Source organism: Pseudomonas sp. AMR01 (assembly GCF_041946035.1).
In the GTDB taxonomy this organism is placed as follows: Bacteria; Pseudomonadota; Gammaproteobacteria; order Pseudomonadales; family Pseudomonadaceae; genus Aquipseudomonas; species Aquipseudomonas antarctica_B.
Genome location: NZ_JAUTYR010000004.1, coordinates 74979 through 101615, shown reverse-complemented (window position 1 = coordinate 101615; position 26637 = coordinate 74979). Strand labels below are relative to the sequence as shown.

Here is a 26637-nt window from a genome sequence, read left to right as displayed (position 1 = left end):
CCATGCACCTCCAGAGAATTCGCATGCAAACTTTTTTTATCGCGCCCACCGATTTTGGTGTGGGTCTGACCTCCATCAGCCTTGGGCTGGTGCGTACCCTTGAGCGAGCCGGGCTGAAAGTCGGCTTCTTCAAGCCGATTGCCCAGCCGCACCCTGGCGACACCGGCCCCGAGCGCTCCACCGAACTGGTCGCGCGCACCCACGGTTTGAAACCACCGCAGCCCTTGGGCCTGGCTCACGTGGAGCGCATGCTCGGCGACGGCCAGCTCGACGAACTGCTCGAAGAAATCATCACCCTTTATCAGCAAGCCGCCGTGGGCAAAGACGTGCTGATTGTTGAAGGCATGGTGCCAACGCGCAGCGCCAGCTACGCGGCGCGGGTCAACCTGCACCTGGCCAAGAGCCTGGATGCGGAAGTGATTCTGGTGTCGGCCCCGGAAAACGAAGTACTCACCGAGCTATCAGGCCGCGTGGAATTGCAGGCGCAACTGTTCGGCGGCCCGAAAGACCCGAAAGTGCTCGGCGTGATCCTCAATAAGGTGCGCACCGACGAAAGCATGGAGGCGTTCTCGGCGCGCCTCAAAGAGCATTCGCCGTTGTTGCGCAGCGGCGATTTCCGCCTGCTCGGCTGCATTCCCTATCAGCCTGAACTCAACGCGCCACGCACCCGTGACGTGGCCGACCTGATGGGCGCGCAAATCCTCAACGCCGGTGATTACGAAACCCGGCGCATGACCAAAATCATCATCTGCGCGCGCACCATGCGCAACACCGTGGAGCTGCTAAAGCCCGGCGTGCTGGTGGTAACGCCGGGCGACCGCGACGACATCATCCTCGCCGTCAGCCTGGCCGCCATCAACGGCGTGCCACTGGCCGGTTTGCTGCTGACCAGCGACACCCTGCCCGACCCGCGCATCATGGATTTGTGCCGGGGCGCGTTCCAGGCCGGGCTGCCGGTGCTGTCGGTGAGCACCGGCTCCTACGACACGGCCAACCAGCTCAACAGCCTGAACAAGGAAATCCCGATTGATGACCGCGAGCGCGCGGAGATCATCACTGATTTCGTCGCCAGCCACCTCGATGCACGCTGGCTGCACCAACGCTGCGGCACGCCACGGGAGATGCGCCTGTCGCCGGCCGTGTTCCGCTACCAGTTGATCCAGCGCGCCCAGGCCGCCAACAAGCGCATCGTGTTGCCCGAAGGCAGCGAGCCGCTGACGGTGCAAGCCGCCGCTATCTGTCAGGCGCGGGGCATTGCTCGTTGCGTGTTGCTGGCCAAGCCGGCGGACGTGGAAGCGGTTGCCCGCGCCCACGGCATCGAGTTGCCCGAGGGCCTGGAGATTCTCGACCCGGACCTGATTCGCCAACGCTACGTCGAACCGATGGTCGCCCTGCGCAAGAGCAAAAGCCTCAACGCGCCGATGGCCGAGCAACAACTGGAAGACACCGTGGTGATCGCCACCATGATGCTCGCGCTGGATGAAGTGGACGGCCTGGTCTCCGGCGTCATTCACTCCACCGCCAACACCATCCGCCCTGCCCTGCAGCTGATTAAAACGGCGCCGGGCTGCACGCTGGTGTCATCGGTGTTCTTTATGCTGTTCCCGGAGCAGGTGCTGGTGTACGGCGACTGCGTGATGAACCCGCACCCAAGCGCCGCCGAGCTGGCGGAGATCGCCCTGCAAAGTGCCGACTCGGCCGCCGCATTCGGCATTACCCCGAGGGTGGCGATGATCAGCTATTCCAGCGGTGATTCGGCCAGCGGTGAGGAAGTGGAGAAAGTCCGCGAAGCCACCTTGCTCGCCCACGAGCAGCAAAGTTCGCTGCTGATCGACGGCCCCTTGCAATACGACGCCGCAGCCAACGAAACCGTGGCCCGGCAATTGGCGCCCAACAGCCAGGTGGCCGGTAAAGCCACGGTGTTTGTGTTCCCGGACCTGAACACGGGCAACACCACCCACAAAGCCGTGCAACGCAGCGCCGATTGCGTAAGCCTGGGCCCGATGCTCCAGGGCCTGCGCAAGCCAGTGAATGACCTGCCCCGTGGGGCTCAGGTAGACGACATTGTGTACACCATCGCGCTGACTGCGATTCAAGCCGCCAACCGACCTATGGATATCTAAATGCTGGATTTTCTACCTGCCGCCGTGCGCGGGGTGATCGCGTCCCTGTTGTTGGCGCTGAACACAATATTGCTGTGCTCGTTTTTGTTTATCGTCGCGCTGTTCAAGGCGCTGCCATTCGCCAAGCGTTTCAGCGAATGGCTGATGAACCACACCCACGAAGCCTGGGTAACCAACAACAAGGGCTGGATGAACCTGGTGCGGCGCACACGCTGGCACCTGACCGGGCTTGAGGGCCTGGACTATGAACACTCGTACCTGGTGACCAGCAACCACCAGAGCTGGGTCGACATCATGGTGTTGCAATACGTGCTTAACCGGCGGATTCGCCCGTTGAAGTTCTTTCTCAAGCAGGAACTGATCTGGGTGCCGGTGATTGGTCTGGCGTGGTGGGCGTTGGGCTTTCCGTTCATGAAGCGCTACACCAAGGCCTATCTGGAAAAACACCCCGAGAAGAAAGGCAAAGACCTGGAAACCACGCGCAAGACCTGTGCGAAGTTTCGCGACAACCCTGTGGGGATTTTCAACTTTGCCGAGGGCACACGGTATACGCCGGGTAAGCATGCGCAGCAGAAATCACCGTTTAAGTACCTGCTCAAGCCCAAGGCTGGCGGTATCGCGTTTGTGCTGGATGCCATGGGTGAGCAGCTGAAGTCATTGGTCAATGTGACTATCCACTACCCTGCCGGGCGCCCGGGGTATTGGGATTTGCTGTGCGGGAATGTGAAGGATGTAGTGGTGCACTTTGAAGAGGTGCAGATTCCGGCTGAGTTTATTGGCAAGAATTATGAGCAGGATGGGGAGTATCGGTTGGCGTTCCAGGGCTGGATTAACAAGCTGTGGGAAGATAAGGATGCGCTGCTAGACACACTGCACAGCAATTACCCAGGCAAAAGATGATCAAAATGTGGGAGCTGGCTTGCCTGCGATAGCGGTGGGTCAGTTACACATATATCAACTGACAGTCAGCTATCGCAGGCAAGCCAGCTCCCACATTTGACCGAGTTGTCTTCAAGACACCATAAAAAGCCCGCCACCGAGTGATCGGTGGCGGGCTTTTTAGTGGCGGCGAGGTTTAGATCGCGCCGCGCTGACGCAACAGCTCCAGCACTAGCTTGACGCTGTCTTCCAGCGACAAGGCCTGGGTGTCGAGCACCAGGTCGGCATTCAACGGCACGTCGTACGGGAAGGACTCGCCAGGGATGTTATCCCCACCGGCCGCGTACAAACCTTGCGGATCACGCTCGGCGCATACCAACGGCGACGCTTGCACGTATACCGTCAGCAGGCGGTCGGCGCCGATCAAGGCCTTGGCCTGTTCACGCCCTTCGGCATCCGGCGCAACAAACGCGGCCAAGGTCAGCAAGCCAGCTTCGTTGAACTGACGTGCAACGTGAGCGGCACGGCGCCAGTTCTCGGTACGCCCGGCACGGTCCTGCGGCAAGCCCTTGTTCAGGTCGTGGCGCAGGTTCTGGCCATCCAGTACAAACACCGCGCGGCCCATGTCGAACAGCTTGCGCTCAACCGCGTAGGCCAGGGTGCTTTTGCCCGCACCCGACAAACCGCTGAACAACACGGTGGCCGGTTGCTGGCCGAAGCGCAGGGCGCGTTCTTCGGTGGCTACATGCGCGAGGCTGCCGTGTTGCGCAGAACCGCCATGGTTAACCGGCGGCGCGATGATCATGCCCGCAGCCACGGTGCCGTTGGTCAAACGGTCGATAACAATAAACGCGCCAGTGGTGCGGTTGCTGTCGTAACCGTCCAGCGCGATGGCAGCATCGAGGCTGACCTTGACCCGGCCAATCTCGTTCAATTGCAGCGAACTCGCCGGGCCTTCCGCCAGAGTGTTCACATCCACACGGTGCACGATGCTGGTGATGGAACCCGGCACGTAGCTGGTGGCGCGCTTGATGTCGTATTTCTTGCCCGGCAGCATCGGCTCTTCGGCCATCCACACCAGCATGGCGTCGAAGGCGTCAGTCACTTGCGGCACGTTATCGGCGTGTACCAGCAGGTCGCCACGGGAGATATCGATCTCGTCTTCCATGGTCAGGGTCACGGCCTGGCCTGGGCCAGCGTGCTCCAGTTCACCTTCAAAGGTGACGATGGATTTGACGCGGCTGCTCTTGCCCGACGGCAACACCACGACTTCGTCGCCCTTGTGCACGATGCCGCTGGCCAGCGTACCGGCGAAACCACGGAAGTTCAGGTTCGGACGGTTGACGTACTGCACCGGGAAACGCAGGTCGGTGTAGTTGCGGTCGTTGGCGATCTCGACGGTTTCGAGAATTTCCATCAGCGACTGCCCGGTGTACCAGGGCGAGCGCTCGCTCTTGTTCACCACGTTGTCGCCCTTGAGCGCTGACATCGGTACGAAGGCCATGGTGCTCGGTTTGAACGCGATGCCGTCGGCGAACTTCAGGTAATCGGCCTTGATCTGCTCGAAAACGCTTTGATCGAAACCATTGATGTCCATCTTGTTGACGGCCACCACAATGTGCTTGATGCCCAGCAACGAGGCGATAAAGCTGTGGCGACGGGTCTGGGTCTGCACGCCGTAGCGAGCGTCGATCAGGATAATCGCCAGGTCACAGGTGGACGCACCGGTGGCCATGTTGCGGGTGTACTGCTCATGGCCGGGGGTGTCGGCGATGATGAATTTGCGCTTGGCGGTGGAGAAGTAGCGGTAGGCAACATCAATGGTGATGCCCTGCTCACGCTCGGCCTGCAGGCCGTCGACCAGCAACGCCAGGTCGATGTCATCGCCGGTGGTGCCGGATTTTTTCGAATCGCGGGTGATGGCTTCCAGGTGATCTTCGTAGATCATCTTGGAGTCGTGCAGCAGGCGCCCGATGAGGGTGCTCTTGCCGTCATCGACGTTGCCGCAGGTTAGAAAGCGCAACATTTCCTTGCGCTCGTGCTGGCCCAGGTAGGCGAGGATGTCCTCGCTGATCAAATCAGATACGTGCGACATGACAGCCCCTTAGAAATAGCCTTGACGTTTTTTATCTTCCATCGAGCCTGCACCATCGTGGTCGATGACACGGCCCTGGCGCTCGGAAGTTCGCGTCAGGAGCATTTCCTGAATGATGTCCGTCAGCGTCTCGGCTTCGGACTCCACCGCGCCCGTCAACGGGTAGCAGCCAAGGGTACGGAAACGTACTTTCTTTTTGACGATTCGGGCTTTGTCTTCGTCGGACAAGTGCTCAAGGATGCGGTCGTCGTCGATCATGATCAACGTGCCGTTCTTCTCGATCACGTCGCGCTCGGCGGCGAAGTACAGCGGCACAATCGGGATGCCTTCCAGGTAGATGTACTGCCAGATATCCAGCTCGGTCCAGTTGGACAGCGGGAACACGCGGATCGACTCGCCCTTGTTGACGTTGCCGTTGTAGACGTTCCACAGCTCCGGGCGCTGGTTTTTCGGGTCCCAGCGGTGCTTGCTGTCGCGGAACGAGTACACGCGCTCTTTGGCGCGGGATTTCTCTTCATCGCGACGGGCACCGCCGAAAGCTGCGTCGAAACCATGCTTGTCCAGCGCCTGCTTGAGGCCCTCGGTCTTCATGATGTCGGTGTGCTTGGCGCTGCCGTGGGTGAACGGGTTGATGTTCTGCGCCACGCCGTCCGGGTTGATATGGGTGATCAGGTCCAGGCCCAGTTCTTCGACCATTTTGTCGCGGAACTTGTACATCTCCTGGAATTTCCAGCGGGTGTCGACGTGCATCACCGGGAACGGCAGTTTGCCCGGGAAGAAAGCCTTGCGCGCCAGGTGCAGCATCACGGCGGAGTCTTTACCGATCGAGTAGAGCATCACCGGGTTATCGAACTCGGCGGCGACCTCGCGGATGATGTGGATGCTTTCCGCCTCCAGCTGTTTCAGATGCGTCAGTTTGTCGACCATGGCTACTCACGGAAAAACGATCTTGTGGACGGCCAGCGGGCCGTGTTCGAGCGGGGCATGCTAGCACAGCACCTTCTTCTAATCAGGGAGCTGGCTAGATCGAAACGGTATATGAATATGCCCCGTAGTTTGGGCTTCCTGCGGGGGCTGGCTTGTGTGGGAGCTGGCTTGCCTGCGATACAGGCACCTCGGTCATTCAGGCAAACCGAGGTGATGCAATCGCAGGCAAGCCAGCTCCCACATTTGAGCCTTGATGCTCTTTAGATCGGGTTGGGGCAGTCGATGAACAGGTGTTCCAGCGCAAACCGCCGCGCCAGGTAATCGCCCAGCGCCTGCACGCCGTAGCGCTCGGTGGCGTGATGGCCGGCGGCGATAAAGCTGATGTCGTTCTCGCGGGCGCTGTGGAAGGTTTGCTCGGACGCTTCGCCGCTCAGGTAGAGGTCGACACCGGCGGCAATCGCCTGGTCGATGTAGCCCTGGCCACCGCCGGTGCACCAACCGACACGGCGGATCATCTCGCTGCCTTCGATCAACAGCGGCTCGCGGCCCATGACGTCCCTCACGCGGCGAGCGAAGTCTCGCGGAGACATCGGCTCGGCAAGGGAGCCGACCAGGCCGACGATTTTGAGGTTATCCGGATCCAGCGGGCCTTCAACCGTGATGTCCAACTGGCGCGCCAGCTGCACGTTGTTGCCCACGTCAGCGTGCAGATCCAGCGGCAGGTGGTAGGCCAGCAAACTGATGTCGTGCTTGAGCAGGGTTTTCAGGCGCCGTTGCTTCATGCCGGTGATGCAGGGGTTTTCGCCTTTCCAGAAATACCCGTGGTGCACCAGCACCAAGTCGGCCTGGGCTTCGACAGCAGCGTCCAGCAGGGCCTGGCTCGCGGTCACGCCGCTGACGATGCGCATCACCTGCGGGCGCCCCTCCACTTGCAGGCCATTGGGGCAGTAATCGGCTATTTTTGCGCTGCCAAGGTAGCGGTCTGCTTCCTCGACGAGGGTGGTAAGGGGGACGGCCATAAAAGACTCCTAAATATCCCGTTCGCAGGCGTCACAGCCTCGTATAATGCGCGACATTATGGGCGCTCTCCCGCCCCCTGCAACCTGTCAGGACTTACTTGATGCTCAAGGCACTGCGTTTTTTTGGATGGCCATTGTTGGCTGGCGTGCTGATCGCGACGCTGATTATTCAGCGTTATCCCCAGTGGGTGGGCTTGCCCAGCCTGGATGTGAACCTGCAACAGGCCCCGCAAAGCAATTCGGTGGTGCAAGGCCCGGTGACCTATGCGGACGCCGTCGTTATCGCCGCGCCAGCCGTGGTCAACCTGTACACCACCAAGGTCATCAACAAACCGCCGCATCCGCTGTTTGAAGACCCGCAATTTCGCCGTTATTTCGGCGACAACTCGCCCAAGCAGCGCCGCATGGAATCCAGCCTGGGTTCCGGGGTGATCATGAGCCCGGAAGGCTACATCCTCACCAACAACCACGTGACCAGCGGCGCCGACCAGATTGTGGTGGCCCTGCGTGACGGCCGTGAAACCCTCGCCCGTGTGGTCGGCAGCGACCCGGAAACCGACCTCGCGGTACTCAAAATTGATTTGAAAAGCCTGCCGTCGATCACCATCGGCCGCTCCGAGGCCCTGCGCGTGGGCGATGTGGCACTGGCCATCGGCAACCCGTTCGGCGTCGGCCAGACCGTGACCATGGGCATCATCAGCGCCACCGGGCGTAACCAGTTGGGGCTCAACAGCTACGAAGACTTCATTCAGACCGACGCCGCGATCAACCCGGGCAACTCCGGCGGCGCGCTGGTGGACGCGAATGGCAACCTCACCGGCATCAACACGGCGATCTTCTCCAAATCCGGTGGCTCCCAAGGCATCGGTTTTGCGATCCCGGTGAAGCTGGCGATGGAGGTGATGAAGTCGATCATCGAACACGGCCAAGTGATTCGTGGCTGGCTGGGCATTGAAGTGCAGCCGCTGACCAAGGATCTGGCCGAGTCGTTTGGCCTGACCGGGCGCCCCGGCATTGTGGTCGCCGGGATTTTCCGCGACGGCCCGGCGCAAAAAGCCGGCCTGCAATTGGGTGATGTGATCCTCAGCATCGACGGCGAACCGGCCGGAGATGGCCGCAAGTCGATGAACCAGGTGGCGCGGATCAAGCCGACCGACAAAGTGGCGATTCAGGTAATGCGCAACGGCAAGGAAATAAAGCTGTTGGCGGAGATTGGTCTGCGTCCGCCGCCAGCGCCGGTCAAGGAAGAGGAATAACGGTTTAAGGGAGCCCGTTCGCGGGCTCCTGTAACTTGATGTTTCAAAAGAAATCCATTCTCATCGGTCATGTTATATTGTTTCAATATTGATATTGGAACGCTCTATCATGCTGCCTAGAAGAATTGTCCCCGTGGCCGGTCTGGCCTTGGGTTTGCTGCTCGACCCCGCCTACGCCGAAGAAAGCCACACCGAAGAAAACACGGTGGAATTGGGCGCCATCAGCGTCACCGCCGACGCCTATGGGTCCGCCACCGGCCCGGTCAAAGGCTACCGCGCCACCCGTTCCGCCAGCGCGACCAAAACCGACACCGCCCTTCGCGACATCCCACAAGCCATCAGCGTGATTCCCGCCACCGTCCTCACCGACCTGGGCAGCACCAGCGTGGAACGCGCCCTGGAATTCGCCGGCGGCGTGTCCAAACAAAATAACTTCGGCGGCCTGACCCTCTACGAATACAGCGTGCGCGGCTTCACCACGTCGGAGTTCTATCAGGACGGTTTCAGCGCCAACCGTGGCTACCCGAGCACGCCGGACGCGGCCAACATCGAGCGTATCGAAGTGCTTAAAGGCCCTGCCGCCAGCCTTTACGGGCGCGGCGATCCGGGCGGCACCGTCAATATCGTCACCAAGAAACCCCAGGCGGAAGCCTTCACCACGCTGCAAACCAGCGCCGGCAGTTGGGACCGCTATCGCACCGCGCTGGATGTGAACACCCCGCTGGACAGCGAAGGGCGCGTGCTCTCACGGGTGAACCTGGCAGTAGAGGACAACCAAAGCTTTCGCGATCACGTCGACGCCAAGCGCGTGTTCGTTGCGCCGTCGTTCAGCTGGCAGCTGGACCCGGACACCAGCCTGCTCGTCGAAAGTGAATTCGTGCGCCACAGCTCCACCTTCGACCGTGGCATCGTTGACTCCCACGGCATGTCGCGCTCCACCTTCCTCGGCGAACCCGACGACGGCAATATCCGCAATCACAACAACCGCCTCCAGGCCACTCTGGAGCATCACCTCAACGACGCCTGGTCACTGCGCCTGGCCAGCCACTACAAGCAAGGCAGCTTGTGGGGTGACGCCTCGGAAAGCCGCGCCCTGAACGCCGACGGCCATACCGTGAACCGCCGCTACCGCGAGCGCTCTACCGGCTGGCACGACAGCATTACTCAGCTGGAGCTGCGCGGCCTGTTCGACATCGGCAGCTGGCAGCACGAAGTGCTGATCGGCACCGAGTACGAGGACTACCGCAAGAAAGAGCGCGTGACCGCCATCGCCGGCAGCCCCTACGCCATCGACATCTACACGCCGGTGTACGGCCAGCCCAAGCCCAACGGCGCACGCTCCGGCACCGACTTCTTTGAGCAGGTAAAAAGCCAGGCGCTGAACCTGCAAGACCAGATTATTTTCACCGACCGCCTGCGCGGCACGCTTGGCGCGCGCTTCGAGCATTTTGAACAACGCACCGATGACTTCACCCGCAACCACGCCACGAGCCGGCAAACCCACGATGCCCTCACCCAGCGCGCCGGTTTGCTCTACCAACTGACGCCGCAAGTCGGTGTGTTCGCCAACGCGTCCACCTCGTTCAAGCCCAACAATGGCCTGGACGCGGGCGGCAAGTCGTTCAAGCCCGAAGAAGGCGTGGGTTATGAAGTGGGCATCAAGAGCGAGCTGTTCGATGACCGCCTCAGCGCCACCCTCGCCGCGTTTCATATTGAAAAGGAAAACGTCCTCGCCCTGGACCCGGCCACCGACACCAGCCGTGCCATGGGCAAAGCGCGCAGCCAGGGTTTTGACCTGCAACTGACCGGCCAAGTGACTGACGCCGTACGCGTGATCGGAGCCTTTGCCTACATCGACGCCGAAGTCACCAAAGGCGACGCGGCCATTCCCGCCGGCAGCCGAATTCTCGGCGTGGCCAGGCGCAGCGGCAGCCTGCTGGGCGTTTATGAATTTCAGGACGGCACGTTGCGCGGCTCGGACCTGGGCGCAGCCTTCACCTATGTGGGCGACCGCTCGGGCGAGGCCGGCGGCAGTTTCGAATTGCCGGCCTATCACACCGTCGATTTGCTCGCGCATTACAAGGCCACGGAAAACGTCACCGTCGGCTTGAACCTCAACAATCTGTTCGATGAAAAGTACTACGAGCGCTCTTACAGCAATTACTGGGTCAACCCCGGCGAGCCGCGCAATTTCACCGTCAGCCTGACCCTCAACCTGTAAAGGACGCCCCATGCACCTTCTCAAACCCTTGGCCTTGATCGGCCTGCTGTTTGCCACCCACGCCTCGGCCCATGGCCTGTGGACCGAACAGCGTCGCGGCAATATCGAAGTCATCTACGGCCATGGCGCCGAAGACAATGCGTTCAAGGCCCAGAAAGTCAGCGGCGCCTGGGCCTATGACGTCAGCGGCAAGATGATTCCGGTGACCGTCGAACGCCTGGCCGACCAAGCACGCCTCAAGCCCCTCAAATCACCGGCGGTATTGGCGGTGGCGCTGGATAACGGCATGTGGTCGCAGACCGCGGATAAAAAGTGGATCAACCAGGGCCGTAGCCAAGTGCCGGGGGCAATTGAGTCGACCCAGACGTTCAAGTACAGCCTGGCGATTTACCAGCCGGGGGCGAAATTGCCGGCGCTGAAGCAGATCAAACTGGTCATCCTGCCGGAAGTTGATCCGCTGACGGTAGGACCGGGCAAGGCTCTGCCGGTGCGGGTGTTGCTGGATGGCAAGCCGGTGGCGGGGGTCAAATTGATTGGCGACTATCGCAACATGCCGAACACCGTGAGCACAGAGACTGACAAGGACGGCCGCGCGCAAGTGCTGGTACGCAATGAAGGGTTGAATGTGATTGCCGCGCAAGTGGAAGTGCCGCTCAAGGACAACGCCGATGTGGCGACACGAGGCCTGTTCACCTCGCTGACGTTCCTCGGCGAACCGCATCACGAGTAACACCAAAAACTCAACGTGGGCAGAGTCAAAGTGGGAGCTGGCTTGCCTGCGATGCAGTCACTGAGGTGTATTCAGTCACACGCTATCGCAGGCAAACCAGCTGCCACCGTTGGCGCGATTACAGCGCTATCGGCGCCCGCTCGCATAGGGTGTTAAGCGCCACCGCCCACTGCGGGTCATCATTCAGGCACGGCACCAGCACCAATTCCTCGCCGCCCGCCTCACGGAATTGCTCCAGCCCGCGATCGCCGATCTCTTCCAGGGTCTCGATACAGTCGGCGACAAACGCCGGGCACATCACCAGCAGCTTCTTCACCCCTTGTTGCGCCAGCGCTTCCAGGCGGGCCTCGGTGTAGGGTTCGATCCATTTGGCGCGGCCCAGGCGGGACTGGAATGCCACTGACCATTTACCGTCCGGCAAGCCCATGCGCTCGGCAAAATCGCGCGCCACGCTGAAACATTGCGCGCGATAACAGGTGGCGAGCACCTCAGGCGAGGCGTTCTTGCAGCAGTCCGCATCCTTGAAGCAGTGCTGGCCCGTCGGGTCGAGTTTCGTCAGATGGCGCTCAGGCAACCCGTGAAAACTCAGCAACAAATGATCGAAATCCTTCGCCACATAAGGCTTGGCGCTCTCTACCAGCGCATCGAGGTACTCCGGCTGATCGTAGAACGGTTGCAGGATCGAGAATTGCACCTTGAGCTTTTTGTCGCGCACCACCCGCTTGGCTTCCTCAATCACCGTGGTCACGGTGCTGTCGGCAAACTGCGGATACAACGGCGCCAGAGTGACCTTTTGAATGCCTTGGGCGGCGAGACGCGTGAGGGTCGTTTCAAGCGACGGCTCGCCGTAACGCATCGCCAACTCCACCGGGCCCTGGGTCCACTGCGCAGTCATTTGCTGTTGCAGGCGGCGGCTGAGCACCACCAGCGGCGAGCCCTCTTCCCACCAGATAGACGCGTAGGCATGCGCCGATTGCTCAGGCCGCTTGATCAGGATCAGCGACACCAGCAAGCGTCGCACCGGCCAGGGCAGGTCGATCACATAGGGGTCCATCAAAAACTGATTGAGGTAGCTGCGCACATCGGCCACCGACGTGGACGCCGGTGAGCCCAGGTTGACCAGTAACAACGCGTGATCCGTCATGCAACATCCTATGGCTAGAGGCGGCTGGACAAGTCTTCCAGGGCCGCGTGCAACTCAGTGAACTGAAAAGTGAAACCGGCGGCCAGTAGCCGTTCGGGCACTGCTTTCTGCCCGCCCAACAACAACCCGGACAACTCGCCCAGCCCGACCTTCAAGGCAAACGCCGGCAGCGGCATAAAGGCGGGGCGGTGCAGCACGCGGCCCAGGGTCTTGGCAAACTCGCGATTGCGTACCGGGTGTGGCGCGCAGGCATTATAAGGACCGCTTGCGTCAGATTTATGCAGAAGAAAATCAATCAGCGCGATTTGATCCTTGATATGCACCCAAGGCATCCACTGCCGACCATTGCCGATAGGCCCGCCCAGCCCCAATTTGAACGGCAGCAACAGCCGCGACAAAAAGCCGCCCTTCGCCGCCAGCACCAAGCCCGTGCGCACCAACACCACGCGCACGCCCAACGCTTCGGCGCGCAGGGCGGTTTCTTCCCAGGCGATACACAGCTGGCTGGGGAAGTCGTCCTTCACCGGGCCGCTGGCTTCGGTCAATTCGCGCTCGCCACCGTCGCCGTACCAACCCACGGCCGAACCGGAAATCAACACGGAAGGCTTTTGTTCCTGCCCCTCCATCCACGTCAGCAGCGCTTCGGTGAGGCTGATGCGACTACTCCACAACAGCGCCTTGCGTTTTTTGGTCCACGGCCGGTCGGCGATAGGCGCGCCGGCCAGGTTAACCACTGCGTCCACGTGGCCGATAACGTCCTGCAGGCGGCCGACACCCAACACCTCGTCGCCGCACCAATGGGCGACGGTGTCCGGCTCGCGGCTCCATACCGTCAGGCGATGGCCCTGGGCAAGCCAGTGCAAACAGAGCTTGCGCCCGATCAGACCTGTACCGCCGGTCAGCAAAATATGCATGGGATCCTCCTCATGTAACGTTCGCGGCCCGTCACTGGTCTATTTTATAAACAGGGATCATTGGCAAGCGGGCGTGAGCTGTTGTTTAACCATAGGCCACGCCGTTAGAACAGGTACGCCAAAACTTATACCAAAAAACAATATTGTACAGCTATTGGTGTCGGCGTAGTCTGTACCCAACGGTAAAACGAGGCCTCCCATGACTGTTCCCATCGCGATCATCGGCACCGGCATCGCCGGTCTATCCGCCGCCCGAGCGTTACGAGACGCGGGGTACGTTGTGCAACTCTTCGATAAAAGCCGCGGCAGTGGCGGCCGCATGTCCAGCAAGCGCAGCGACGCCGGCGCCCTCGACATGGGTGCGCAATACTTCACCGCCCGCGACCGCCGCTTCGTCAATGAAGTGCAACGCTGGCAAAGCAACGGCTGGGCCGAGCAGTGGAAGCCGCAGCTGTATAACTTCAAGTCCGGCCAACTGACACCCTCCCCCGATGAACAGATCCGCTGGGTCGGCACGCCGCGCATGAGCGCGATTACGCGTGCGCTGCTCGACGATTTGCCGGTGGAATTCGGTTGCCGCATCACGGATGTATTCCAGGGCACTCAGCACTGGAACCTGCTGGATGCCGACGGCGGCAACCATGGCCCGTTCAGTCACGTGATCATCGCCACGCCAGCACCGCAGGCCACCGCCTTGCTGGCCGCCGCGCCCAAGTTGGCGAGTGTCGCCGCCGGGGTAAAAATGGATCCGACCTGGGCCGTTGCCCTGGCCTTTGATACACCGCTGGATACGCCCATGGAAGGCTGCTTTGTACAAGACAGCCCCCTCGATTGGCTGGCGCGCAACCGCAGTAAACCGGGGCGCGACACCACCCTAGACACGTGGGTATTGCACGCAACCAGCACGTGGAGCAAGGCCCACTTGGACCTGCCAAAGGAAGCCGTGATTGAACATCTGCACGGCGCTTTCGCCGAATTGCTGAACAGCGCCATGCCTGCGCCGTCCTTCAGCCTGGCCCACCGCTGGTTGTATGCGCGCCCGTCCACCAGCCATGAGTTCGGCGTGCTCGCCGATGCCGACCTGGGTTTGTACGTGTGTGGCGACTGGTGCCTGTCGGGCCGCGTCGAAGGCGCATGGCTCAGTGGCCAGGAAGCCGCGCGCCGTTTGATCGAGCACCTGCAATGAACCAGATCAATCCCGCCAAATTGCTGCTGTCGAAGTGGACAGCCGCGCGCCCGCAAAACAAGGAAAAACACTTTCTGGTCACCGAACTATTCCGTGACGAAGAAGGCACCGTGCTGGAAATCGAGCTGCAAGCGGTCATGACGCGGCGCGCCAAGCGCCTCGCCTGGCAAACCCTGCAAAACGCCGAAGACTGGCGAATCGGCTGGAAGTAAGCGCGCTGAAAATACTTGTACAAAATATTTGACTTGTACAGCACCAAACCTATGATGAGATTTAGTTGTACAGGCCTTAAGGCTTGTACAGGAATCTTGCAGAGGTTCAGTCATGTCCAGCACCGTTAAACCAAAGATCGCCATCAGCGCCTGCCTGCTGGGCGAAAATGTGCGCTTCAACGGCGGACATAAACAATCCTTGCTGTGCAGCCAAACCCTCGCCGACTATTTCGACTTCGTGCCGCTGTGCCCTGAAGTCGCCATCGGCTTGGGCATTCCTCGCGAACCGATCCGCCTGGTGGGCGACCCCGAGCGCCCGCAAGCGATTGGCACGGTTAACCGCGCGCTCAATGTCACCCAGCCGCTGGACGACTACGGCCAGCAAATGGCCGCGGAACATACCGACCTGTGCGGTTACATCTTCATGCAGAAATCGCCGTCGTGTGGCCTGGAGCGGGTCAAGGTGTACCGTGAAAACGGCACACCGGTGGACGGCGGTGGACGCGGCATCTATGCCCAGTCCTTTTGCGCGCGCCACCCCAACCTGCCGGTGGAAGAAGACGGCCGCCTGAACGACCCGGTGCTACGGGAAAACTTCCTGACCCGGGTTTTTGTGTATGCCAGCTGGCAACAGCTGCTGGCCGAGGGCCTGACCCGTCACCGCTTGCTGGCTTTTCATTCTCGCTACAAATATCTGTTGATGGCCCACAGCCCTGTGCACTACAAGAGCCTTGGCCACATGCTGGGCAGCATGGGCAAGGGCGCCAACCTGACTGAGCTGGCCGATTGTTATTTCAGCGACCTGATGACCGGCCTGAAAAAATGCGCCACTCGCGGTACTCACAGCAATGTATTGCAACACATCAGCGGCTACCTCAAGCAAGCCATCAGCGCCGATGACAAGCAGGAAATGCAAACCGTCATCGGCCAGTACCGCCACGGCATTGTGCCGCTGGTGGTGCCGCTCACGTTGCTTAAACACCATTTTCGCCAACACCCGGACCGTTACATCGCGCAACAGGCCTACCTGCAGCCGCACCCGGAAAATCTCAGCCTGCGAAATGCGATCTAACCCATGACAGCTGCCCTGATAGACGAACCCGGCGAAGACATCGCCCAAGCCCTGGAAGATGGCTGGTTGCCGATTCGCGAAGTTGCGCGCCTGACGGGTGTCAACGCGGTGACCCTGCGCGCCTGGGAACGTCGTTATGGCTTGATCGTGCCGCAGCGCACGGCCAAGGGGCATCGGCTGTTCAGCGCCGAACACGTGCAACGCATTCATACCATTCTTACCTGGCTCAATCGCGGCGTGGCCGTCAGCCAAGTGAAAGGCTTGCTCGACTCAGCCCAGTCGAGCGCCGACACCGCCGAAAACGAATGGCAAGCCTTGCGCCAGCACTTGGTAATCGCTATCAGCGAACTGGCCGAGCGCCGCGTCGACGACGCCTTCAATCAGGCCATGGCGCTGTACCCGCCGCGCACCTTGTGCGAGCAACTGTTGCTGCCGCTGCTGCAAGAGCTGGAGCAACGCTGGCAGGGCCAGTTCGGCGCGCAGATGGAGCGGGTGTTTTTCCTCTCGTGGCTGCGCAGCAAGTTCGGCGCGCGTATTTATCACAACAATCGCCAACTGCAGGGCGCCCCGCTGTTGCTGATCAACCATTCGGACCTGCCGCTGGAACCGCACCTGTGGCTCAGCGCGTGGCTGGCGAGCAGCGCCGATTGCCCGGTCGAAGTGTTCGACTGGCCCTTGCCCACCGGTGAGTTGGCGTTGGCGGTTGAACGCCTGCAACCGCGTGCCGTGTTGCTGTATTCGAGCAAGGCCCTGCAGTTGTCGGCCATCCCGAAATTTTTGAGCGGTGTCAGTTGCCCAACGTTGATTGCCGGACCAACGGTATGCATCCACCAGGCCGAGTTAGCCGTATTAACCCGTGACACCCCTGAATTGTTCGTGGCCGAAGACCCGTTATCGGCCCACCAGATACTGATCCAGCGTGGAATCGTTTAAATGCATTTGATCTGGCTGCGCACCGACTTGCGCCTACACGACAACACCGCCTTGGCTGCCGCCAGCCAGCGAGGCCCGATGGCGGCTGTCTACCTGATCACTCCCCAGCAATGGCTGGCCCATGATGACGCGCCGAGCAAAGTCGACTTCTGGCTGCGCAACCTGGAATGCCTGAGTAAAGCGCTCGGAAAGCTGAATATTCCCCTGCTGATCCGTACCGCGCCGACCTGGGACCAGGCGCCCGCCGTGCTCAGCACCCTGTGCCAGGAACTGTCGGTGGAGTCAGTGCACGTCAACGAGGAATACGGCATCCACGAAAGCCATCGCGACGCGGCGGTGGCCAAAGCCCTTGAAGCCAACGGCGTGACCTTCCACAGCTACCTCGATCAACTGTTTTTTCAACCCGGCAGCGTACTGACAAAATCCGGCAACTACTTCCAGGTGTTCAGCCAGTTCCGCAAGGTCTGCTACGCCCGCCTGCACAGCGCACTGCCGCGCATCGTCGCCGCGCCCAAAACCCAGGCGCCGATAGCGCTCAAAAGCGACCCGATTCCGACCACCGTCGAAGGCTTCGAGCCGCCGACCGACACCCTGCGTGCGCTCTGGCCAGCCGGTGAAGACGAAGCCCGTCGTCGCCTCGACGTGTTTGCCGACCAGCAGATCAGCTACTACAAGGACGAGCGCGACTTCCCGGCCAAGCCCGGCACCAGCCAGCTGTCGGCCTACCTCGCCGCCGGTGTGGTGTCGCCGCGCCAATGCCTGCACGCAGCGCTGCAAACCAACGGCGGCGAGTTCGAAAGTGGCGACATGGGCGCCATCACTTGGGTCAACGAGCTGCTGTGGCGCGAGTTTTACAAACACATTCTGGTCGGCTACCCACGGGTCTCCCGCCACCGCGCCTTCCGCCCCGAAACCGAAGCCGTGGCCTGGCGCCATGCGCCAAAAGACTTGGCAGCTTGGCAGGAAGCGCGCACGGGTTTGCCGATCATCGATGCGGCCATGCGCCAATTGCTCGAAACCGGCTGGATGCACAACCGCCTGCGCATGGTGGTGGCGATGTTCTTGACCAAGAACCTGCTGATCGACTGGCGCGAAGGCGAGCGCTTCTTCATGCGCCACCTGATCGACGGCGACCTGGCGGCCAACAACGGCGGCTGGCAGTGGAGTTCGTCCACCGGCACCGATTCGTCGCCCTACTTCCGGATTTTCAACCCGCTGAGCCAATCGGAAAAATTCGACAGCGAAGGCCTGTTTATCAAGCACTGGCTGCCGGAACTGGCCGGGTTGAACAAAAAGGAAGTGCACAACCCCGAGGCGGTCGGCGGCCTGTTTGGCGTGGCGGACTACCCGCGCGCTATTGTCGACCTGAAAAAATCCCGCGAGCGCGCACTGGCCGCGTTCCGCAGCCTGCCGTCGCGTGAAGCCGCGGGAGGCATCCATGAGTGACTTCCTGCCCCGATTCGCCCAGGCCTTTTCCACGCTGGACAAGCACAACCTGCACCTGCTCGACAGTTTGTACAGCAAGGACATCGCCTTCGCCGACCCGCTGCACGAAGTGCACGGCCTGCCCGCGATGCACCGTTACTTCAGCGAGCTGTACAGCAATGTCAGCCAGCTGCGTTTTGACTTCCACGGCTTCGATCAGGTGGCTGAAGGTGAGGGCTACCTGCGCTGGAAAATGAGTTTTTGCCACCCGCGCCTGGCTAACGGTAAGTTGATCCGAGTAGAAGGGTGTTCGCACCTGATGTGGCGCGACAAGGTCTACCGTCATCGTGACTATTTTGATGCCGGCGCACTGCTCTACGAACACTTGCCGGTACTCGGCCGGGTTATCAGTTGGCTGAAAAGGAGAATGGGATGAGCCTTACACCGCCCCGTCGTTATTGGTTGACCGGCGCCAGCAGTGGCATCGGTGCGTCACTGGCCGTGGAGTTGCTCAACAGCGGCGCCCACGTCGCGCTCAGTTCGCGCAGCAAAGGCCCGCTGGAAGCCCTCGCCCAGCGTTATCCCGGGCAAGTGCTGGTAGTGGCCGGCGACCTGACAAACAGCCAGACCGTGCGCGAAATCGGCGAGCATATCGGCGTGGTCTGGGGATCGCTGGATACCGTGATCCTCAACGCCGGCACCTGCGAATACGTCGACGCCAAGCAGTTTGACTCATCGATCGTCGAACACGTGGTGCGCACCAATTTGTTGGCCAGCAGTTACTGCATTGAAGCCGCGCTGCCGCTGCTGCGGGCCGGGCACACGCCTCATCTGGTCGGCGTGGCCAGCGCCGTGACCTACCTGCCGATGCCCCGCGCCGAAGCGTATGGCGCGTCCAAGGCCGGGCTGCGTTACCTGTTTGAATCCCTGCGCATCAGCCTGTCGCCGGAGAACATCGACGTCACGGTGATCAGCCCGGGCTTTGTCGACACGCCGCTGACCGAGCGCAATGACTTCCCGATGCCCTTGAGCTGGTCGGCCGATAAAGCCGCGCGGCATATCTTCGCCAAGCTGGGCAAACGCCCGCTGGAAATCGCCTTCCCGGCCCTGTTTATCGCCACCTTGTGGCCACTGTCGAAACTGCCCAGCCGTGTGCAGTTGATCATCGGCAAACGCATGCTGCGCAGCCCGCCACCGCATAAGGACGACCTGTGAAGATCGCCATTATCGGCAGCGGCATCGCCGGGCTGACGAGTGCCTATCTGCTCAGCCGTCGCCACGACATCACCGTGTTCGAGGCGGGCGACCGCATCGGCGGGCACACCCACACGGTCGACGTGGAGGTCGAGGGCAAACACTATGCGGTGGACACCGGTTTTATTGTGTTCAACGACTGGACCTACCCCAATTTCATTCGCCTGCTGGGGCAGATTGGCGTGACGTTCAAACCCACCGAGATGAGCTTTTCGGTGTGCGATCAAAACGAGGGGTTCGAGTACAACGGCAATAACCTCAACAGCCTGTTTGCCCAGCGCCGCAATATTCTGTCGCCGGGGTTCTGGGGCATGTTGCGCGATATCTTGCGCTTCAACCGCCAGGCGCCGCTGGACCTGCAAGAGCAGCGCATCAGTGCCGACATGACCCTGGGGGATTACCTCGAGGCAGGCGGTTACGGCCCACGCTTTATCCGGCATTACATCGTGCCAATGGGCGCGGCGATCTGGTCGATGTCACTGCAGGACATGCTCGGTTTTCCGTTGCAGTTCTTTGTACGCTTCTTCAAGAACCACGGCTTGCTGTCGGTGAATAATCGGCCGCAGTGGTGCGTGATCGAGGGCGGCTCGAGCAGCTACATCGAACCGCTGACCCGCAGTTTTCGCGATCAGGTCCGGCTTAATTGCCCGGTGCATCTGGTGGAGCGCGATGCCGAGGGCGTGGTGATTCACAGCGCCGCCGGCACCGAAGCGTTCGACAAGGTGGTCTTCGCCTGTCACAGCGACCAGGCGCTGGCCTTGCTCGGCGACCCGAGTGCCGCCGAGCAACAGATCCTTGGCGCCCTGCCCTACGCCGACAACGACGTGGTGTTGCACACCGACACCCGCCTGTTGCCCGACCGCAAACTGGCCTGGGCCAGCTGGAACTACCGGCTCACCGGCAACGCCCAGACCCAGGCTGCCGTTACCTACGACATGAACATCCTGCAAGGCATCGACAGCGCTACTACCTTTTGCGTCAGCCTTAATCAGACGCCGATGATCAACCCGCTGAAAATCCTCGCGCGCTTCACCTACGCGCACCCGCAATACAGCCTCGGGGCGGTAGAGGCGCAAAACCGTTGGGAAGAATTGCACGGCACGCGCAACACCTTTTATTGCGGCGCCTACTGGGCCAGCGGGTTTCACGAAGACGGCGTGGTCAGCGCACTGCGCGTGGCCCAAGCCTTTGGGGAAACCCTGTGAACAGTGCCCTGTACAGCGGCTGGATCGCCCATCGCCGGTTCTCACCCAAGGCTCACGCCTTCCGCTACCGCATCGGCCTGCTGTACCTGGATTTAAGCGAACAAGACGACGTGCTCGGGCTTTCGCCCCTGGCCGGCGCAGGGCGCATGGCGCCCTTCGGTTTTCGCCAGCAGGATTACCTGCGTGAGTTCACCCGACACGGCATGAGCTTGACCGATGCCGTGCGCCAGGAAGTCGGCAAGGCCCTGGGGCGTACACCCCAGGGCGTTATCTGCCTACTGACCCAGGCCCGCAGTTGGGGCCTGGCTTTTAATCCGGTGAGTTTCTTCTACTGCTTCGAGGCCGACGGCAGTCTGGCGGCGATCCTGTGTGAAGTGACCAACACTCCGTGGCGCGAGCGCTATCACTACGTGCTGCCGGCCCAGGCCCTCGGCGCGCAGGAGCATCAGCATTTTGCCGTGGCCAAGGCCTTCCACGTGTCGCCGTTTTTACCGCGCGACCTGGAATACCGTATGAGCTTCAGCCCGCCCGCCGCCAAACTCGGCGTACACATGGCCGATTGGCAAGGCGCGCACAAAATTTTCGACGCCACCTTGAGCCTGGAGCGCGAAGCGTTGAACCGCGCCAGCCTGCACCGCTATTTGTGGCGCTTCCCCTGGATGACCGCCAAAACCTGCCTCGCGATTTACTGGCAGGCAATGCGTCTGTTGCTCAAACGCACACCGATTTTTTCCCACAGGGCCGCCGATGGCGCCTCTCGCACCGCAGTCGGGTATACCAAGGATCGCCGCCATGAAAACCCCTAACTTATCGGTCAAGGCCAACCGCCTGAACGTCAACGGCATGACCACCGCGCTGCTGCGCAAAGCTGTGCTGCGTCAACTCAGCCAATTGCGCCATGGTCAGTTGGTGGTGATCGAAGACGGTGAACGCCAGGTATTCGGTGCCCGGGAAGCGCACCTGCTGGGGGAAATCCAGATCCTCGATTCAGCAGTGTGGGGCTTGGTGGCGGCCAACGGCTCCATCGGCGCGGGCGAAGCGTTTATCCACGGTTACTGGACGAGCCCGGACTTGACCGCCGTGGTGCGCGTGATGGTCAGCAACCTGGACGTCCTTGACGCGATGGAAGGTGGCCTTGCACGCCTGGCACGCCCGTTTACCCAGGGCCTGCACTGGCTTAACCGCAACACGCGCAAAGGCTCGCAGAAAAACATCGCCGCCCACTACGACTTGGGCAACGACCTGTTCGAGGAATTTCTCGACCCGACCATGATGTATTCGGCGGCGCAATTTCTAACCCCGGACGACACCCTGGAACAGGCGCAACTGAACAAGCTGGAACGCATCTGCCAGAAGCTCGCGCTCAAACCCACCGACCATCTGCTGGAAATCGGCACCGGCTGGGGCAGCATGGCGCTCTACGCAGCGCAGCAATACGGCTGCAAGGTCACCACCACAACGTTGTCCAAAGAGCAGTTCGCCTACACCGAAAAGCGCATCCAGACTTTGGGCCTGCAAGGCCAAGTCACCCTGCTGTTGCAGGATTACCGTGACCTCACCGGTGAATACGACAAGCTGGTGTCGATCGAGATGATCGAAGCGGTGGGCCATCGGTTCTTGCCGACCTACTTCAAACAGTGTGCACAGTTGCTCAAGCGCGACGGCCTGATGCTGCTGCAAGCCATCACGATTCGCGACCAGCGCTTCGAACAGGCCAAGAACAGCGTCGACTTTATCCAGCGTTACATCTTCCCCGGCGGCGCACTGCCCTGCGTGCAGAACATGTTGCAGATCGTCAGCCGCGACACCGACATGAACCTGCTGCACATGGAAGACTTCGGCCTGCACTACGCGAAAACCCTGCGCCTGTGGCATGAGAACTTCCGCCGCGCCCATGGCCGTCTCACTGAGCTGGGCTACGATGAGTACTTCCTGCGCCTGTGGGAATTCTACTTGTGCTACTGCGAAGGGGGCTTCATGGAGCGAACCATTGGTACCGCGCAGTTGCTGCTGGCCAAGCCTGCGGCGATCAACCCGCCACTGCTTGGGCGCTTCAATGCTTAAACCGCTGGCCAACGCCGTACTGTTTCAGTGCGGTTGGTTCGCCTGCGTGCTCGGCGGTGACAGCCTCTGGTTGCTGGTGGGCATTGCGGTGCTGGCCATCCACCTGCTGTGGATAAGTTCATGGTCGGCGGAGGGCCAAGTGATCCTCGCCGTGACCCTGCTGGGCACAGTGGTCGACACGCTGTTGCGCACGTTTGGCGTGTTTCACTTCAGCTTTGCGGGGCCGCTGATTCCGTTTTGGCTGGTGCTGCTGTGGGCGGTACTCGCGACCACGTTGCGTCACTGCCTGGGCTGGAGCGCACAACCGTGGTGGCGCGCCAGCCTGTTGGGCGCGGTGGGCGGGCCGCTGTCTTACTACGCGGGCAGCCAACTGGCCGGGGTCAGTTTTGGCTACGGCACGGCGCCTACGATGGTCGGCCTCGCGCTGTTGTGGGCAGTGCTGTTTCCCGTACTGCACTGGATCGCTCGGCAACTGGAGCACTGACGCCCGTCAGAGCAATTACACGCGCCGCACGCGCTTGCCTTACACTGCGCGCCTATGACAAACATCCCCCTCACTCCGATTCCCGAACCCACCGTGACGTGCTCCACGTGCGCGGCCTGTTGCTGCCAGCTGGAAGTGATGCTGATCACCGACACGGGCGTGCCGGAGCGCTATATCGATACCGACGATTGGGGCGGCGAAGTGATGCTGCGCCTGGATGACGGCTGGTGCGCGGCGTTGGACAGGGACACGATGATGTGCACGATTTACGAGCGACGGCCATTGATTTGCCGGGAGTTCGAGATGGGCGCGCCGGAGTGTTTGACCGAGCGCGAAGGGATCGCGACGGCGTACCGCTGATTCCCACTCTGGCAACAATCCCCTGTGGGAGCTGGCTTGCCTGCGATCGCATCACCTCGGCGTCACTGATAGACCGAGGTGCCTGCATCGCAGGCAAGCCAGCGCCCACATTGGTTTTGTACAGGGCTTAGATTTACAGCGGTAGCGTGTAATGCAGCGCGTAGCTCTCTACCCCATCGTTGTTGCTGCTGATGCCTGCGTTGGAATAGTGCGTCGCACGAATCCCGACTTCATGCCCACCAGCAAAACGCAGACCAAAGCCAAACCGGTCTTCGAACTGAAAAGCCTGGCCAATGTTGTTGTCTTCGACCTGCGTGCGCGAGAACACTGCCACGCCAATCCCCGCCTCGATGTACGGCTTGACCTTCTCCCCGGCAAACTCATACACAAACACAGGCGAGAACGACAGGCTGCTGACGCTTGCGCGCTGGTCACCGTCCCAAAACGTGTAGGCGCCGCTCCAGTAGCCGGTCAGTCGACCGACATTGCTCTGCATCCAGCTTTTATCCCAGTCCGAGGTCAGCCCCAGACGATAGGTCATGGTCGAGTTGCTGGTGCTCCCCACACCCAGTTCCAAACCAGCCGCCTGGGCCGAAATAGAGTGTCCCACTACAACGGCTGCAATCGCAGCCAAACAGAACAAGCGCTTCATATGAAACAATCCCTTGAAAACGAAGTTTTATGGTGTATGCAGGCTAACTCGCTATAGAAGCTGGCACATAGACGGAAGTTCCAGCAAATAACGCCAGTCTTTCACGTTTTTTTCACGCGTCGAAGCTTCGCACAACGCCGGGAAATTTCCACAGTGTGGGTAGGATATTTCTGAGGTGGTCGGCGTCGCCGCTGGTCCAGAACTGCGCAGGCGCGGGATCGGCAGTCGCCAACAGGTCGCGCTCGCCGAGTAAACGCTTGAGTTGACGCGCCACGGCGGCGCCGGTGTCGATCAGGATGATGCTCGGGGGGAGCATTTGCGCCAGCAGCGGCTTGAGGAAGGGGTAATGGGTGCAGCCCAGGATAATGGTGTCGCAACCGGCACTGAGCAGCGGTTCGACGTAACCCTGCAACATCTGGTGCAACGCGGGGCTGCGCAGGTCGCCGGTTTCAATCAACTCCACCAGGCCGGGGCACGGCTGGGTGATGACGCGCACATCGGTGGCAAAGCGGTCGAGCAAGGCGGCGAACTTGGCGCTCTGCAAGGTGCCGGTGGTAGCCAGTACGCCGACCACGCCACTGCGAGTGGCGGCTGCGGCAGGTTTGACGGCGGGCTCCATGCCCACCAACGGCCAGTCGGGATAGTCCAGACGCAAATCGGCGACGGCGGCGACGGTTGCGGTGTTGCAGGCAATCACAAAAGCCTTGGCGCCACGCTCGCGGAAAAACTCGGCGACCAACCGCGAGCGCTGAAGAATGAAAGCCGGGGTTTTCTCGCCGTAGGGGATATGCCCGCCGTCGGCCACGTACAACAGGGATTCATGGGGCAGTAACTGTTGGATTTCATCCAGCACCGACAGGCCGCCGACGCCGGAATCGAACACACCGATGGGCGCGTCCTTAACCATGCTGCGTCCCGCACACGCTGCAAGCTGGGTCGCGCTTGACGCGCAGCTCGCGAAAACGTGTGGTCAGGGCATCGATCAGCAACAGCCGGCCCACCAGCGGTTCGCCAAAACCCGCCAGCAGCTTCAAGGCTTCCAGCGCTTGCAGGCTGCCGACAAGGCCCACCAAGGGGCCGACCACGCCGGCTTCGCTGCAGGTGAGTTCGGTGTCGCTGCCGTGCCCGTATAAACAGTGGTAACACGGGCTGTCGGCGCGGCGCGGATCGAACACCGACAACTGGCCTTCAAGACGAATGGCAGCGCCACTGATCAATGGCTTGCCGGCGGCCACACACGCGGCGTTGACGGCTTCGCGGGTGGAAAAGTTGTCGCTGCAATCAAGCACCACGTCCACCGCCGCCACGGCTGCCGCGAGTGAGTCGGCATCCAGTGCGCGGCGATGGGCAACCAGGGTGATTTCAGGGTTGATCGCGGTCAGGCGGCGCAGGGCCGAATCGACCTTGGTCTGCCCGACGCTGTCGGTGTCATGGATGATCTGGCGTTGCAGGTTGGTCAGGTCGACGGTGTCGAAGTCGGCCACGTGCAACTCGCCCACACCGGCGGCGGCCAAATAGAGTGCGACTGGCGCGCCCAGGCCACCGAGGCCGATGATCAGCGCGCGGCTGTGTTTAAGGCGCAATTGGCCGTCGATGTCGACATGCTGCAACAGAATCTGTCGGCTATAGCGCAACAGCTCCCTGTCGGTCAGCACGGGCGGCGTCCCAGCGTTATGCGTTCGTGGCCACCTAGGTCGATGCGGCTGTGGACGTCTTCAAAGCCCTGCGCCGATAACAAATCACGCACCGCCGCCGCCTGGTCGTAACCGTGTTCCAGCAGCAACCAGCCACCAGCCTTCAAATGGGCCGGGCTTTGCGCAGTGATCACACGCAGGTCGTCCAAACCATCGTGGCCCGCCACCAGTGCGCTCGCCGGTTCAAAACGCACATCACCGGCAACCAGATGCGGATCGTTGTCGGCGATGTAAGGCGGGTTGCTGATGATCAGGTCGAAGGTTTGGCCTTTCAGGGCACTGAACCAGTGGCTGTTCAGCACCGTGGCGTTTTTCAGGTGCAGGCGTTGGCGATTGCGTTCGGCCAACGCCACCGCTTCCATCACGCGGTCGACGGCCGTTACTTGCCAGGCCGGGCGCTCGCTGGCGAGGGCCAAGGCGATTGCGCCGCTGCCAGTGCCCAGGTCGAGGACGTGAGTCGAGGTGGCCGGCAACAATTCCAGCGCGGCTTCCACCAGCAACTCGGTGTCCGGACGTGGAATCAGTGTGTGCGGCGCGACCTCCAGGTCCAGCTTCCAGAAACCTTGCTGGCCGAGGATATAGGCCACCGGTTCACCGCTGCGGCGGCGCTGCAAGTAGCCGGCAAACGTCAGCGCATGTTCGCTGCTGACGATTTTTTCCGGCCAGGTGTGCAAGTAGCTGCGCGGTTTGCCCAAGGCAGCGGCGAGCAACAATTCCACGTCCAGACGCGCGGTAGGCGAGTCCGGCAGGTCGGCGGCGCGCAACAGGCTGGCGATAATGGTCATTTA

The 26637-nt window shown here is 61.2% G+C and carries 26 protein-coding genes; 17 read left to right on the top strand and 9 right to left on the bottom strand.

The window, feature by feature from the left end; translation table 11 throughout:
- Nucleotides 1-23 precede the first annotated feature (23 nt).
- Both pta and Q7C20_RS05580 read left to right on the top strand, forming a co-directional pair.
- The gene (gene pta, locus Q7C20_RS05585; protein ID WP_348056772.1) at nucleotides 24-2123 is read left to right on the top strand and encodes a phosphate acetyltransferase; all 2100 of its coding nucleotides are present in this window, start codon (nucleotides 24-26) and stop codon (nucleotides 2121-2123) included.
- Nucleotides 2124-3023 carry an acyltransferase gene (locus tag Q7C20_RS05580; RefSeq protein WP_375066129.1) on the top strand — a complete coding sequence of 300 codons (900 nt, stop codon included), beginning with the start codon at nucleotides 2124-2126 and terminating at the stop codon, nucleotides 3021-3023.
- Between the two features lie 175 nt (nucleotides 3024-3198).
- Here Q7C20_RS05580 and cysN read toward each other — a convergent pair whose 3' ends face one another.
- The 3 genes from cysN to Q7C20_RS05565 all read right to left on the bottom strand — a co-directional run bounded on the left by cysN (nucleotide 3199) and on the right by Q7C20_RS05565 (nucleotide 7043).
- The gene (gene cysN, locus Q7C20_RS05575) at nucleotides 3199-5097 is read right to left on the bottom strand and encodes a sulfate adenylyltransferase subunit CysN (protein WP_375066128.1); all 1899 of its coding nucleotides are present in this window, start codon (nucleotides 5095-5097) and stop codon (nucleotides 3199-3201) included.
- A gap of 9 nt (nucleotides 5098-5106) precedes the next feature.
- Complete coding sequence (gene cysD, locus Q7C20_RS05570) at nucleotides 5107-6024, bottom strand: sulfate adenylyltransferase subunit CysD (protein ID WP_003171640.1); 918 nt, start codon at nucleotides 6022-6024, stop codon at nucleotides 5107-5109.
- 260 nt (nucleotides 6025-6284) lie between these two features.
- Nucleotides 6285-7043 carry a Nif3-like dinuclear metal center hexameric protein gene (locus Q7C20_RS05565; RefSeq protein ID WP_348056765.1) on the bottom strand — a complete coding sequence of 253 codons (759 nt, stop codon included), beginning with the start codon at nucleotides 7041-7043 and terminating at the stop codon, nucleotides 6285-6287.
- Nucleotides 7044-7144: 101 nt separating this feature from the next.
- On the opposite strand from Q7C20_RS05565, the gene algW reads away from it, so the two are divergent.
- The 3 genes from algW to Q7C20_RS05550 all read left to right on the top strand — a co-directional run bounded on the left by algW (nucleotide 7145) and on the right by Q7C20_RS05550 (nucleotide 11250).
- A complete protein-coding gene (gene algW, locus Q7C20_RS05560) occupies nucleotides 7145-8299 on the top strand; it encodes a Do family serine endopeptidase AlgW (protein WP_348056763.1) in 1155 nt (384 codons plus the stop codon).
- A gap of 109 nt (nucleotides 8300-8408) precedes the next feature.
- Nucleotides 8409-10520 carry a TonB-dependent siderophore receptor gene (locus Q7C20_RS05555; RefSeq protein ID WP_375066124.1) on the top strand — a complete coding sequence of 704 codons (2112 nt, stop codon included), beginning with the start codon at nucleotides 8409-8411 and terminating at the stop codon, nucleotides 10518-10520.
- Nucleotides 10521-10530: 10 nt separating this feature from the next.
- Nucleotides 10531-11250: a DUF4198 domain-containing protein gene (locus Q7C20_RS05550; RefSeq protein WP_375066122.1), complete on the top strand. Its 720-nt coding sequence runs from the start codon at nucleotides 10531-10533 to the stop codon at nucleotides 11248-11250.
- Between the two features lie 118 nt (nucleotides 11251-11368).
- On the opposite strand, the gene hemH is transcribed toward Q7C20_RS05550, so the two are convergent.
- Nucleotides 11369-12394: a ferrochelatase gene (gene hemH, locus Q7C20_RS05545; protein ID WP_375066120.1), complete on the bottom strand. Its 1026-nt coding sequence runs from the start codon at nucleotides 12392-12394 to the stop codon at nucleotides 11369-11371.
- 14 nt (nucleotides 12395-12408) lie between these two features.
- The gene (locus Q7C20_RS05540; RefSeq protein ID WP_348056756.1) at nucleotides 12409-13308 is read right to left on the bottom strand and encodes a TIGR01777 family oxidoreductase; all 900 of its coding nucleotides are present in this window, start codon (nucleotides 13306-13308) and stop codon (nucleotides 12409-12411) included.
- Nucleotides 13309-13507: 199 nt separating this feature from the next.
- On the opposite strand from Q7C20_RS05540, the gene Q7C20_RS05535 reads away from it, so the two are divergent.
- The 12 genes from Q7C20_RS05535 to Q7C20_RS05480 all read left to right on the top strand — a co-directional run bounded on the left by Q7C20_RS05535 (nucleotide 13508) and on the right by Q7C20_RS05480 (nucleotide 23503).
- Nucleotides 13508-14494 (top strand): NAD(P)/FAD-dependent oxidoreductase, encoded by a 987-nt coding sequence (locus tag Q7C20_RS05535; protein ID WP_375066118.1) that lies wholly within the window; start codon nucleotides 13508-13510, stop codon nucleotides 14492-14494.
- Nucleotides 14491-14706: a TIGR02450 family Trp-rich protein gene (locus Q7C20_RS05530; RefSeq protein ID WP_375066115.1), complete on the top strand. Its 216-nt coding sequence runs from the start codon at nucleotides 14491-14493 to the stop codon at nucleotides 14704-14706. The genes Q7C20_RS05535 and Q7C20_RS05530 overlap by 4 nt, the downstream gene beginning before the upstream one ends.
- Nucleotides 14707-14818: 112 nt before the next feature.
- Nucleotides 14819-15778 carry a YbgA family protein gene (locus tag Q7C20_RS05525; protein ID WP_375066113.1) on the top strand — a complete coding sequence of 320 codons (960 nt, stop codon included), beginning with the start codon at nucleotides 14819-14821 and terminating at the stop codon, nucleotides 15776-15778.
- Nucleotides 15779-15781: 3 nt separating this feature from the next.
- Nucleotides 15782-16711: a MerR family transcriptional regulator gene (locus tag Q7C20_RS05520; protein ID WP_375066111.1), complete on the top strand. Its 930-nt coding sequence runs from the start codon at nucleotides 15782-15784 to the stop codon at nucleotides 16709-16711.
- Complete coding sequence (gene phrB, locus Q7C20_RS05515) at nucleotides 16712-18157, top strand: deoxyribodipyrimidine photo-lyase (RefSeq protein ID WP_375066109.1); 1446 nt, start codon at nucleotides 16712-16714, stop codon at nucleotides 18155-18157.
- Nucleotides 18150-18572: a nuclear transport factor 2 family protein gene (locus Q7C20_RS05510; protein ID WP_375066107.1), complete on the top strand. Its 423-nt coding sequence runs from the start codon at nucleotides 18150-18152 to the stop codon at nucleotides 18570-18572. The genes phrB and Q7C20_RS05510 overlap by 8 nt, the downstream gene beginning before the upstream one ends.
- Nucleotides 18569-19351, top strand: coding sequence for an SDR family NAD(P)-dependent oxidoreductase (locus tag Q7C20_RS05505; protein ID WP_348056742.1), 783 nt, complete (start codon nucleotides 18569-18571; stop codon nucleotides 19349-19351). The genes Q7C20_RS05510 and Q7C20_RS05505 overlap by 4 nt, the downstream gene beginning before the upstream one ends.
- Nucleotides 19348-20595, top strand: coding sequence for an NAD(P)/FAD-dependent oxidoreductase (locus Q7C20_RS05500; protein ID WP_375066105.1), 1248 nt, complete (start codon nucleotides 19348-19350; stop codon nucleotides 20593-20595). The genes Q7C20_RS05505 and Q7C20_RS05500 overlap by 4 nt, the downstream gene beginning before the upstream one ends.
- On the top strand, nucleotides 20592-21401 hold the full coding sequence (locus Q7C20_RS05495) for a DUF1365 domain-containing protein (RefSeq protein ID WP_375066103.1): 810 nt from the start codon (nucleotides 20592-20594) through the stop codon (nucleotides 21399-21401). Before Q7C20_RS05500 ends, Q7C20_RS05495 begins: the two co-directional genes overlap by 4 nt.
- Entirely contained in the window at nucleotides 21388-22659 is a 1272-nt protein-coding gene (locus Q7C20_RS05490; RefSeq protein WP_375066101.1) for a class I SAM-dependent methyltransferase, read from the top strand. Before Q7C20_RS05495 ends, Q7C20_RS05490 begins: the two co-directional genes overlap by 14 nt.
- Nucleotides 22652-23143: a DUF2878 domain-containing protein gene (locus tag Q7C20_RS05485; RefSeq protein WP_375066099.1), complete on the top strand. Its 492-nt coding sequence runs from the start codon at nucleotides 22652-22654 to the stop codon at nucleotides 23141-23143. The genes Q7C20_RS05490 and Q7C20_RS05485 overlap by 8 nt, the downstream gene beginning before the upstream one ends.
- A 54-nt stretch (nucleotides 23144-23197) precedes the next feature.
- The gene (locus Q7C20_RS05480; RefSeq protein WP_348056732.1) at nucleotides 23198-23503 is read left to right on the top strand and encodes a YkgJ family cysteine cluster protein; all 306 of its coding nucleotides are present in this window, start codon (nucleotides 23198-23200) and stop codon (nucleotides 23501-23503) included.
- A gap of 133 nt (nucleotides 23504-23636) precedes the next feature.
- Here Q7C20_RS05480 and Q7C20_RS05475 read toward each other — a convergent pair whose 3' ends face one another.
- From Q7C20_RS05475 to prmC, 4 genes are all read right to left on the bottom strand, one after another.
- A complete protein-coding gene (locus Q7C20_RS05475) occupies nucleotides 23637-24155 on the bottom strand; it encodes an acyloxyacyl hydrolase (RefSeq protein WP_375066097.1) in 519 nt (172 codons plus the stop codon).
- 112 nt (nucleotides 24156-24267) lie between these two features.
- Nucleotides 24268-25062, bottom strand: coding sequence for a glutamate racemase (gene murI / locus Q7C20_RS05470; RefSeq protein WP_375066095.1), 795 nt, complete (start codon nucleotides 25060-25062; stop codon nucleotides 24268-24270).
- Entirely contained in the window at nucleotides 25055-25810 is a 756-nt protein-coding gene (locus Q7C20_RS05465; RefSeq protein WP_375066093.1) for a molybdopterin-synthase adenylyltransferase MoeB, read from the bottom strand. The genes murI and Q7C20_RS05465 overlap by 8 nt, the downstream gene beginning before the upstream one ends.
- A complete protein-coding gene (gene prmC / locus Q7C20_RS05460) occupies nucleotides 25804-26634 on the bottom strand; it encodes a peptide chain release factor N(5)-glutamine methyltransferase (protein WP_375066091.1) in 831 nt (276 codons plus the stop codon). Before prmC ends, Q7C20_RS05465 begins: the two co-directional genes overlap by 7 nt.
- Between the last annotated feature and the right edge of the window lie 3 nt (nucleotides 26635-26637).